The sequence below is a fragment of the Flavobacteriales bacterium genome (assembly GCA_029248105.1).
In the GTDB taxonomy this organism is placed as follows: Bacteria; Bacteroidota; Bacteroidia; order Flavobacteriales; family UBA7312; genus UBA8444.
In genome coordinates, this window is the sequence record JAQWJZ010000011.1 from 63,931 (window position 1) to 75,743 (window position 11,813).

The window sequence follows — 11,813 nt, forward strand, 5'->3', positions numbered from 1 at the left end:
AATATTAAGCGTTAGCTCGTTTTAATCTCTTTTTAATATTTCCTTGAATAACATAGTGATCCACCAATGGAGCAAAGATGTTCATCAGTAGAATAGCCAACATCATTCCCTCAGGATATGCTGGGTTAAACACACGGATAAGTATGGCAAAAACACCAATAAGGAATCCGTATATATATTTTCCTTTGTTCGTTTGTGATCCTGTAACAGGGTCTGTAGCCATAAATACAGCACCAAAAGCAAAACTTCCAATAATAAGGTGAATCTCTGCCGGTGTTGACATTAATTCATTCGCACCCCACATATTAAATAGTGTTGCCATAACAAAGCCACCTACAAAAGTAGAGAGTATAATTCTCCAACTTCCTATGCCGGTAGCAATAAGGATAATGGCACCTATCATGATAGCTATAAAAGATGTTTCTCCTACTGAACCTGGAATCAATCCTGTCATCATATCAAAAGGATTCCAAGATAGTGACTGCCAGTTGCTAGATGCTGCTAATTCTCCCAAAATAGTAGAACCTGAATGACCATCTACCATAGCATCGTGAACCCAAACTTTATCACCTGACATATATATAGGGTATGCAAAGAATAAAAATGCTCGTGCAGTAAGAGCAGGATTTAGAATATTCATTCCTGTACCACCAAACACCTCTTTACCAATAACCACAGCGAATATGACTGATATAGCCAACATCCACAAAGGCACATCGATAGGCATCGTGAGAGGAATTAACAATCCTGTTACAAGGTAACCTTCGTTAACAGAGTGACCACGATAAATTGCAAAGGCAAATTCAACCGCTAGTCCAACACCATAAGATACGATGATAAGGGGTAAAAACTTCCAAAATCCGAAAATGAAATTTTCGAATAAAGTTGCCGTTTCACCAATAGCCAAGTGGTATTGATAACCCACATTCCACATACCGAATAGTAAACACGGAATAAGAGCCACGATGACCATAAACATGGTACGTTTCAAATCGATTGCATCTCTAACATGAGCTCCTTTGTGAGTCGTGTGACCTGGCACAAACAAAAAAGTCTCAAAAGCATCGTATGCAGGATACAATTTTTCAAGTTTTCCACCTTTCTCAAAGTGAGGCTTTACTGAATCCAATAAATTTTTAAATAATTTCATAGTATATAATTCTAACTACATTCTTTTTTAACCAAATCTAAACCTTCACGAATGATGCTTTGCACTTCTATTTTAGAGGTACAAACAAATTCACAAAGTGCCATATCTTCAGCAGATACTTCATAGATACCTAACTGCTCCATAGTATCGATATCTTCAATCATACATGCTTTGATAAGCTGCATAGGATATACATCCATAGGCAATACTTTTTCGTACTGACCTGTAACTACATAGGCTCTTTCTTCGCCATTATAGTTAGTGTTCAAATTGTATTTCTTAGCAGGTGTTAACCATGAGAAATACGACTTAGACATAGAAAATTTATGTAAAGCAGGTGCTATCCAACCCAAGAACTCTTGATCGTTACCTTCAGGAATAACAGTAACCTGAGAATCATAAAATCCAATGTAACCTTCATCAGAAATTTGTGTTCCAGTAAGCACATTACCACTGATAAAACGATTGCTACCCGCTTTAATAGTATTCTCTGACAACATATTAGATATACAAGCACCAGAGATCGTTCTGTAATAACGTGGTCTATCTACTTGCGAACCCGTTAATGCTACCATACGTGACACATCGTACTTACCATCAGAAAACAAACGAGCAATAGTTAATACATCTTGTGGGTATAAATACCAAACCACATCGCCCTTATTAATAGGGTCTATATGATGCAATTGAACACCAACATTTCCTGCTGGATGTGGACCAGAAATTTTATTAATTTCTACACCCTTACAATCGGTAAATACTTTAGATGGATTCGTGTTACCATCTACATTTAAGTGAACCTTACAGTCTGTCAATTTCTTGAGAACCTCAATACCTACTTGAAATTCTTTATCTAAACCGTGTAAAACAAAATCGTTATCCGGAGCTAAAGGCGCCGTATCAAAAGTAGAAATGAAAATAGCTTTTGGATTATCTGACGGATTAGCTATAACATCAAATGGCTTTTGACGTATGAATGGCCAAACACCACTATCTAATAATCCTTTGATAATTTCCTCTCTCGAAGAATTCAAATCAAGTGAAAAGCTTTCGTAATTAATTTCTAAGTCGGCAGCAATTCTGACCTCCATAATTCTTCGCTTAGCACCACGCACAATTTCCGTTACTTCACCACTAACTGGCGATGAAAAACAAATGCGATCGTCATACTTATCAAAAAATAAACATGAACCTGCCTTAACTTTATCACCTTCTTTAACCACCATTTTAGGTGTCAAAGAATGAAAGTCAGTTGGTTTTATGCTAAATGTTTGAGATTGAGGAATACTGGCGTAAACTTTGTCGGCCTCCCCTTTAAGGTTTATGTTAAGGCCTTTTTTTAATCTGATATCTTTTGACATCTCTTTTGTATAAAAATTGTGATTTTCGGTCGCAAAAATATACATTTGTAATTAACTAAATGCACCTCATTTCAATAAGAATTTTTAATTTATAATGATTCTAAATAAGAAATAGGTTTCTTGGTTAAAATTAAATTGAAAATAAAACGAATTAGCGTTAATTTATAAAAAATAAGACTTTGAAAAATACTTTAACACTTTGTATCCTTTGCTGCGGAATACTTTTTTCCTGTGGTGGCTCTAAAAAGGCAACACAATTTGACGACTCGCTTTACGAGGATGAAAGCCTTAGTATTTCTGATACTATTACAGATATTAGTACAGACAGCCAAAACGAAAAATTAGCAAAAGAAAGTAAGCTCACTTATGAAAACGCTATTTACAAACCTTCAATTCATAGTGTCCAACTACACCCTTTACGTTTTGAAATGGGAAATCCGCTCATTCATATATCTTTTAAGGATAGCTTATTACTTTCTTTCGATGATTTGGCAAATGAGCCTCAAAACTATGCTTACACCTTTATTCATTGCAATGCCGATTGGACTCCGTCCGACCTTATGGAAAGTGAATATTTAGAAGGGTTTTACGAAGAACCTCTTGCCAACTATCAATTTTCTTTCAACACCATACAAAGCTATGTTCATTACCAAACGGTTATTCCTAGTTCAAATATGAGGCCTACCCTTTCAGGGAATTACCTACTCATTGTTTTTCCAGAAAACAATAAGGACAACCCTATCTTGAGTAAAAGAATGATGATAATGGACGAAAAGATATCCGTTAAAGGCAGCGTAAAACGAGCTACCGACCTTGAGCAACGCAACTACCAACACGAGATAGATTTCAGTATTTTCCATAGTGGCTACGAGATTGACAATCCTTTTGGTGACATTAAGCCTGTCATCACTCAAAATTCAAGATGGGACAATGCTATATACGGATTACAAGCTGTTTTCATTAAAGACGAAGAAATCGTTTACGATGATGAAGAAGACAACCTTTTTGATGGAGGTAATGAATACCGCTTTTTTGATATCCAAAGCTTACGCTACCTATCAGAGCGATTGGCAGATATTAGTTTTGAAGCAGACACCCATAAAGTAACTTTGAGAACAGACGAAGCTAGACGTTTTCAACGCTACTCCGGTTTAGTACAAGACATCAATGGAAAACGATTAATAAGAGTACAAGAAGGCTCAAGAAATGCCATTGAAGCTGACTACGCTTTTGTTCGTTTTACCTTGCCTTACGAGCACCAAGTAACGCATGGTGATTTATATGTATTTGGGCAAATTAGCGATTATGGTTTTCCAAAAAGTCATCGTATGACCTACAATGCAGAACAAAAACAATACGAAGCTAATATTTACCTTAAGCAAGGGTATTACAATTACGAATATATCCTTAAAAAAGACGAGGGAGGCAATATCAATAGATTTATTGAGGGCACTCACTACCAAACCGTTAACGATTACCACATTTACATATATCATAGACCAACAGGAGAATATTACGACCAGTTGATAGGAATTCAAAAACTGACTTCAAAAGACTTGTTATGATGGTATATTCCTCTAAATTTGCAGCAATTACTAAATAAACAAAATAGATATGTCCAAAGGCGTTTTTAATGTACCCATAGCGACTAATGAGCCCGTAAAATCATACGAGCCAGGTAGCCCAGAAAGAGAAGAATTATTGAGCACATACAAAGAAATGTACAATTCATCTGTACACGTACCTTTGTATATTGGTGGTGAAGAAATCACTACTTCCACTCAAAAGAATATCAATCCGCCACACGACCACAAGCACGTCTTGGGTCAGTACAGTTTTGGAACTACAGAACACGTCAATCAGGCTATTGATGCTGCACTAGCAGCTAGAGAAAAATGGGCCGCTATGCCTTGGCACCAAAGGGTATCTATTTTCTTGAAGGCTGCCGAATTATTGGCAGGACCATTCAGAGCAAAAATTAACGCCTCTACCATGTTGGCTCAGTCTAAAAATGTGTTTCAAGCAGAAATTGACGCTGCTTGTGAATTGATTGACTTTTTCAAATTCAATGCTGAATACGTGACTCAATTGTATGGTGAACAACCTGAATCTGCACCAGGTATGTGGAACAGACTAGAACATCGACCACTAGAAGGTTTCGTATTGGCAATTACACCTTTCAACTTCACTTCTATCTGTGCTAACTTGTGCGCCGCACCAGCAATGATGGGTAATGTGGTGGTATGGAAACCAGCTGAAACACAAGTCTATTCGGCTAAGGTTATTATGGATTTATTCAAAGCAGCAGGACTACCTGATGGTGTTATCAATATGGTAACGGTAGATGGTCCGGTTTTAGGCGATGTGGTATTTAATCACAAGGATTTTGCAGGATTGCACTTTACCGGTTCAACAGGTGTTTTCAGACACCTTTGGAAAACCATAGGTAATAACATAGAAAAATACAGAAGCTACCCTAGAATTGTAGGCGAAACAGGTGGTAAAGACTTTATCGTAGCTCACGAGTCTGCCGTAGCGGCAGAGGTAGCAACAGGGATTTCAAGAGGTGCTTTTGAATACCAAGGGCAAAAATGTTCGGCTGCTTCCAGAGCATATATCCCATCTAACATTTGGGAAGATGTCAAAGCACAAGTTATTGCCGATGTAAAATCCTTCAGTATGGGTAGTCCTAAAGACCCTTCTAACTTCATCAATGCTGTCATTGACGAAAAAGCCTTTGACCGTATCGCTGACTACATCGACTACGTCAAAGAACAATCCGATGCTCAGATCATAGCAGGTGGTGGTTACGATAAATCCAAAGGATATTTTATTGAACCTACAGTAGTAGTTACTACAAATCCAAAATTCAGAACCCTATGCGAGGAGATTTTTGGACCAGTCATTACCATTTACGTTTACGAGCCTAAAGATTGGAAAGCGACTTTAGAATTGGTTGATGATACCAGTGAATACGCTCTTACAGGTGCTATTTTCTCTACCGATAGATTTGCCGTAGAAGAAGCCTCTAAAGCCTTAGAAAATGCGGCTGGTAACTTCTACATCAACGACAAGCCAACAGGTGCTGTTGTAGGGCAACAACCTTTTGGTGGTGCAAGAGGTTCAGGAACAAACGACAAAGCAGGTTCTATTCTCAACCTATTGCGTTGGGTATCGCCACGAACCATAAAAGAAACCTTTGTCCCTGCTAAAGACTACAGGTATCCCTTCTTAGGATAATTTTTTTCAAGCCTTGGCTTATTAATCCAAGGCTTTTTTTATTTTTGAGTAGAATGTTGAAAGAGTATTACGACAAATTACCCCCTATCTTAAAGAACAAGTTTGTGCTTGTTACTGTTGTACTTCTCGTGTGGGTAGCTTTTTTTGACTCCAACAACTGGATAAAACAAGCCAAGTTAAAATCTGAAATCGAAGATTTGGAAGAGCAGAAAACCTATTACCTCAACGAAATACATAAAGATAGTGTTGCTCTTTTCGACCTTACCAACAATCAAGAAACACAAGAGAAATTTGCACGTGAAAAGTACTTGATGAAAAAGGAAAACGAAGACGTAATAGTTATCATAGATTCCGATGAATAAATTATTTTCAGATTTTGCTACTGTTAGCAGTCAACAATGGAAAGACAAATTATGTGCCGACCTAAAAGGCAAAACCTTTGAGAGTCTTATCAGCTCGGAAGGAATACTCCCCTTTTATCATTCGGATACGCATAAGCACTTTAAACCCCTACCAATTACTGAAAGTTGGGAATCGGTACAATGGATAGATGGCTCAGACCCTAAAAAAGGCAATCAACAGGCTTTGGAAGCCTTGCAAAATGGCATGACGGCTTTGTGCTTTTCCAATCCACAAGATTTAAAAACACTACTTCAAGATGTACTCATACATCACATCCGAATAGATTTTGAAAATTATTCCAAAGAAAGCATACAAGAGTTTGAGGATTTAGTCCAAGAAAGAGGGCTCAATCCAGAAGACATATTAGGTGCTTTTCACGGACAAGAAAACAAAGGAAATCTTCCAAATTACGTTTACCATACGGTTTTTGTTGATGACATTTACCAAGCTATTGAAGCAGGTCAGCTTAGCTCACAATATGTGTTTACTGTAGGTAGCGATTACTTCAAAGAAATAGCTAAAATGAGAGCTTTCTTCATAGCCTTTGAAACAATAAATAAGACCATACCCTTTATTTTGGCACAAACTAGCCTTTCCAACAAAGAAAGTGAACAGCCCTACAACAATTTGTTGCGTACTACTACCGAAAGTATTTCTGCTATTTTTGGGGGTTGCGATGCGCTTATGATACGTCCCTACAACCAATCCTTTGAGGAAGCTACCGACTTTTCAAACCGTTTGGCACGAAACCAACACCACATACTTAGGGAAGAAAGTTTTTTAGATAAAGTACAAGACCCTAGTGCTGGTAGTTATTATATCGAAGCACTGACACAAGAGTTTTTAAAGGGTAAAAGAACAGAGTCACTAGTAGAGGTAAACCTCAAGCCCCTTTGGAAAACTGCCGAGCAGATAGAAGTCCAAGGCCGTTACACTCAAGAGGACATACAAGACTTGGAACATCTGACTTTTGGAGCAGGAATAGCCCCTAACCTTAGAGGTCCGTATTCTTCCATGTACGTCAGTCGCCCTTGGACAATTCGACAGTATGCTGGTTTTTCTACAGCTCAAGAATCCAACGCTTTTTACAGAAGAAACCTAGCGGCAGGACAAAAAGGACTATCGGTAGCCTTTGATTTGGCTACACACCGTGGTTACGATTCCGATCACCCTCGTGTTGAAGGCGATGTCGGTAAAGCCGGTGTAGCCATAGACTCTATACAAGATATGAATATCCTCTTCGATGGTATTCCATTAGATAAAATGTCCGTTTCTATGACTATGAACGGAGCCGTACTGCCCATAATGGCCTTTTACATTGTAGCCGCCCAACAACAAGGTGTCGATAAAAAAGATTTAGCAGGAACTATACAAAACGATATCCTCAAGGAATTTATGGTGCGTAACACCTATATCTATCCGCCCAAGTATTCTATGCGTATCATTTCGGATATTTTCAAATACACTTCCGAGCATATGCCCAAATTCAACAGTATCAGTATTTCGGGCTACCACATGCAAGAAGCTGGTGCAACGGCAGATATAGAATTGGCATATACCTTGGCAGATGGTTTGGAATACATTCGCAAAGGCATAGATGCAGGTATGGACATTGACACCTTTGCCCCTCGTCTATCTTTCTTTTGGGGTATTGGCATGAACCACTTTATGGAAATTGCTAAGATGAGAGCGGCACGTATGCTATGGGCAAAAATAGTGAAGCAGTTTGACCCTAAAAATCCCAAATCTTTGGCTCTTAGAACCCATTGTCAAACCAGTGGTTGGAGTCTGACCGAACAAGATCCTTTTAACAACATCAGTCGTACCTGTATAGAAGCCATGTCAGCAGTAATGGGCGGCACACAATCTTTGCATACCAACGCTTTGGACGAGGCTATTGCCTTACCTACTGACTTCTCCGCCAAAATTGCCAGAGATACTCAGATATACTTACAAAACGATATTGGCTTATGCCAAACGGTAGATCCTTTGGGCGGTTCTTATTATGTGGAAAAACTAACTCACGATATCGCCCAAAAAGCATGGGCACACATACAAGAAATTGAGGAATTGGGCGGTATGGCAAAAGCCATAGAAACTGGTTTACCCAAAATGCGTATTGAAGAAGCCGCCGCTAGAAAACAAGCTCGTATTGATAGTGCCAAAGATACTATCGTAGGAGTAAACGCCTATAAGAACCCAACCCAAGAACAAGACTTAGATATTTTGGAGGTAGATAACGCTACGGTGCGTTTGTCTCAGATAGAACGACTGCAAGAGTTAAAGAGCCAACGGGATGAAGAAGCAGTACAACAAGCTTTGGATACCATAAGCCAAGCCTGTGAAAACGGTACAGGCAATCTGTTAGCATTAGCCGTAGATGCCGCCCAAAAGAACGCTACTTTGGGCGAAATTTCGTATGCTTGTGAAACGGTATTTGGACGTTATCAGGCCAAAAACAATTCGATATCAGGAGTTTATAAGATGGAAATAGAGGACAACCCCCATTTCAAAGAAGCCCTCGATTTGAGTGCTGCTTTTGAAAAGCAAAAAGGAAGACGACCCCGTTTGATGGTCGCTAAGATGGGACAAGATGGACACGACAGGGGCGCAAAGGTGGTAGCCACATCCTTTGCCGATTTGGGCTTTGATGTGGATATGGGACCACTGTTCCAAACCCCACAAGAAGCAGCCAAACAAGCCATAGAAAACGATGTCCATATTTTGGGCATATCTTCACTAGCGGCAGGTCATAAAACACTGGTGCCACAAGTCATTGCTGAACTGGAGCGATTAGGTCGTGGCGATATTCTGGTTATTGCTGGTGGCGTTATCCCACAGCAAGATTACGATTTCCTGTTCAAAGCGGGTGTATGTGGCGTATTTGGTCCGGGAACAGTTATTGCCGAGGCCGCCATTAATATCTTACACCAATTGCTCGATGCATAACATTAGCCAAGCCGTCATACAAGGTAATAGAGTAGCACTAGCCCAAGCTATAACCCTCGTGGAAAGCACTTTGCTAGAGCATCAGCAAGAAGCTCAAAGCATCATTCAAGACATACTGCCCAATAGTGGGCAATCCGTACGCATAGGCATTACAGGAGTTCCCGGTGTAGGCAAAAGCACCTTTATAGAAGCCTTAGGCAAATACCTGACTGCTCAAGGCAAAAAGGTAGCCGTATTGGCCATAGACCCCTCTAGTGAAAAATCTGGAGGTAGTATATTGGGCGACAAAACACGTATGCACGAATTGGCTGTCGATGAGTTGGCATTCATTCGCCCTTCACCTACTGCTGGTTCTTTGGGTGGTGTAGCTAGAAAGACGAGAGAAAGTATTTTACTGTGCGAAGCCGCAGGTTTTGAAATTATCCTCATAGAAACGGTAGGTGTAGGACAATCCGAAACGGCAGTACATTCTATGGTGGATGTCTTTTTACTGCTTATGTTAGCCGGTGCTGGCGATGAGCTACAAGGCATCAAAAGAGGCATTATGGAGATGGCTGACGCTATACTCATCAACAAAGCCGATGGCGATAACCTTATCCCTGCCAAAAAGGCTCAAGCCCAATACAAAAGTGCCCTTCACCTCTTTCCACCAAACACCAACGGATGGATACCTCAAGTAGGTGTTTGCTCAGCTTTAGAAAAAACCGATATAGACAAGGCTTGGGACATCATCGGTCAATGCACCAAGTGGACACAAGAAAGGGGCTTTTTTGAGAGCAAACGACAAGAACAAAACCGCTATTGGTTTCATCAAATGATAAAAGAGCGTTTGCAAGACGATTTTTACAGCCAACACCAACAACAGATAGCTGAATTAGAACAGCAAGTGATGGACGCTAAACTCAGTCCCTCTCAAGCTTTACAACAACTCTTTAAGTGAAAAAAGGCGTACTCTATATGCTAGGTTCTACCCTAGCCTTCGCCTGTATGCAAATCTGTGTGAAGTTTTTGCCACACCTTCCGGCGCACGAACTCATCTTGTTTCGTTCTTTGGTATCCATAGTGTTGAGTGTTGCTATACTTAAAAAGCTGGGGATTCAGCTCTTGGGCAATAACAAAAAAGTACTGCTTATGCGTGGTGTTTTTGGCACGACCGCCCTACTGATGTTTTTCTACACCTTGCAGAACATACCCCTTGCCAGTGCCGTGACTCTACAGTACCTCTCGCCCATCTTTACAGCCCTTTTTGCCGCCATCTTCCTCAAGGAAAAGATGCAGATGAAGCAATGGCTCTATTTTGGAGTTTCCTTTGCTGGGGTAGCACTTATCAAAGGTTTTGACGAGCGCATATCTCTGACCTTTATGCTCTTGGGTATTTGCTCGGCTATGTTTTCTGGAATGGCTTACACCTGCATACGCCGACTCAAAGACAGCGAACACCCTTTAGTGGTGGTCTTGTATTTCCCTTTGGTAGCCATACCCATTATGTCGGTGCTCTCTTATTACAAATGGGTAACACCACAAGGTACGGACTGGCTGTACCTCCTACTTATGGGATTGTTTACTCAAGTGGCTCAACTGCTCATGACTAAGGGCATACAAAGCGGTATAGCTAATAAGATGATTAGCCTCAAGTACATAGGTACTATTTACGCTTTGGCAATAGGCTACCTTATTTTTGGGGAAAGTTACGGACTCATGAGCCTCATTGGTATTGCTATGGTAATTGCCGGTGTAGTACTGAACTTGTGGAAAAAAAGAGTCAAATAGCACGAGCAAGATGCTCGCGCTAGCGGGGAATATTGTCTCTTACAAAGTCTGAATTGAATATTTTAAATTGTTGTGGGGCAGTTGTTACATCAAAATGAGTATACGAATTACCATCATAGTCTTCTATCTTGAAATCACATCCGTTGTAATAATCATCAATTTCTTTGTTTTCAAACGATTGAAAAATTCTTGAAATAGTCGTCTTTCCTGAATAATTCCAACCATAAAAAATGTTGAGTTTGGCGAAATCCTGAATATCACCGTTTCGCTGATAGTCTTTGAAAACACCAAAATACTTAATATTGTTGATTCGCTTTATCATCACTCAATCAATTAACCTACTTTGTTCACTAATTTATATCCCAATTCTTCTTGCTCAGAAACTGACTTAAAATCCTGTTCTCTTTCTTTGATTAGCTCATCAATCAAATTCTAAAGTTCTTTCTTTTCGGTCTTTTAACCATTTTTGAGCAGGTTGATAACCCCCAATGTAAAACTCCCAAGCAACTTGCGGAACATTATCAAAATATTGTGTGTCGTTGATGAAAACTTTGCCGTATTTGTATTTGGGTTTGCCAACCACATTATCTCCGTCCATTGGATATTGAGTAATGTATTGCTCAACTGTTGGACTTTCTAACAAATGGATTTGGCGAATTTCTCCGCCTAGCTTTATGAGTTGCCAAAAAGTGACTCTGTCTTTTGGATAAGGCACTCGTGGGAAATCAATTTTTAGAAACTCTTTATATTTCTCTCGATACGTTGGCGAATGCAACACCGCATAGATGTAATCTAAAATGTCAATTGGGGATTGGTAGCGGATTCAAATAAGGTTTTGGACTGACGTATAGCAAACATAATTTTTTGAGCATAATCCCAAATAACCTGATTGGTATCGAGCAAATGCTGTATCTCTGCATTATAACGTTCTACTTCATCTT

The 11,813-nt window shown here is 39.7% G+C and carries 10 protein-coding genes and 1 pseudogene; 7 read left to right on the forward strand and 4 right to left on the reverse strand.

Annotated elements, in window-relative coordinates:
- Window positions 1–4 precede the first annotated feature (4 nt).
- Window positions 5–1,150: an NADH:ubiquinone reductase (Na(+)-transporting) subunit B gene (locus tag P8I29_02260; protein ID MDG1916621.1), complete on the reverse strand. Its 1,146-nt coding sequence runs from the start codon at window positions 1,148–1,150 to the stop codon at window positions 5–7.
- Window positions 1,151–1,161: 11 nt separating this feature from the next.
- A complete protein-coding gene (locus P8I29_02265; GenBank protein MDG1916622.1) occupies window positions 1,162–2,511 on the reverse strand; it encodes a Na(+)-translocating NADH-quinone reductase subunit A in 1,350 nt (449 codons plus the stop codon).
- A 179-nt stretch (window positions 2,512–2,690) separates the two neighbouring features.
- Between P8I29_02265 and P8I29_02270 the strand changes: the two genes are divergently transcribed.
- The 7 genes and pseudogenes from P8I29_02270 (at window position 2,691) to P8I29_02300 (ending at window position 10,872) form a co-directional block, all read left to right on the forward strand.
- Window positions 2,691–4,076, forward strand: a complete 1,386-nt coding sequence (locus P8I29_02270) for a DUF5103 domain-containing protein (protein ID MDG1916623.1) — start codon at window positions 2,691–2,693, stop codon at window positions 4,074–4,076.
- A 49-nt stretch (window positions 4,077–4,125) separates the two neighbouring features.
- The gene (gene pruA, locus P8I29_02275; GenBank protein ID MDG1916624.1) at window positions 4,126–5,751 is read left to right on the forward strand and encodes an L-glutamate gamma-semialdehyde dehydrogenase; all 1,626 of its coding nucleotides are present in this window, start codon (window positions 4,126–4,128) and stop codon (window positions 5,749–5,751) included.
- Between the two features lie 53 nt (window positions 5,752–5,804).
- Complete coding sequence (locus tag P8I29_02280) at window positions 5,805–6,113, forward strand: septum formation initiator (GenBank protein MDG1916625.1); 309 nt, start codon at window positions 5,805–5,807, stop codon at window positions 6,111–6,113.
- Between the two features lie 244 nt (window positions 6,114–6,357).
- Window positions 6,358–6,984 (forward strand): annotated as a pseudogene (locus P8I29_02285) (methylmalonyl-CoA mutase family protein).
- Window positions 6,982–9,102: a methylmalonyl-CoA mutase gene (scpA, locus tag P8I29_02290; GenBank protein MDG1916626.1), complete on the forward strand. Its 2,121-nt coding sequence runs from the start codon at window positions 6,982–6,984 to the stop codon at window positions 9,100–9,102. Before P8I29_02285 ends, scpA begins: the two are co-directional and overlap by 3 nt.
- Window positions 9,095–10,042, forward strand: coding sequence for a methylmalonyl Co-A mutase-associated GTPase MeaB (gene meaB / locus P8I29_02295; GenBank protein ID MDG1916627.1), 948 nt, complete (start codon window positions 9,095–9,097; stop codon window positions 10,040–10,042). The genes scpA and meaB overlap by 8 nt, the downstream gene beginning before the upstream one ends.
- A complete protein-coding gene (locus tag P8I29_02300; protein MDG1916628.1) occupies window positions 10,039–10,872 on the forward strand; it encodes a DMT family transporter in 834 nt (277 codons plus the stop codon). Before meaB ends, P8I29_02300 begins: the two co-directional genes overlap by 4 nt.
- Window positions 10,873–10,891: 19 nt before the next feature.
- On the opposite strand, the gene P8I29_02305 is transcribed toward P8I29_02300, so the two are convergent.
- Complete coding sequence (locus tag P8I29_02305) at window positions 10,892–11,194, reverse strand: AAA family ATPase (protein ID MDG1916629.1); 303 nt, start codon at window positions 11,192–11,194, stop codon at window positions 10,892–10,894.
- 99 nt (window positions 11,195–11,293) lie between these two features.
- Window positions 11,294–11,671, reverse strand: coding sequence for a hypothetical protein (locus P8I29_02310; GenBank protein MDG1916630.1), 378 nt, complete (start codon window positions 11,669–11,671; stop codon window positions 11,294–11,296).
- Window positions 11,672–11,813 lie beyond the last annotated feature (142 nt).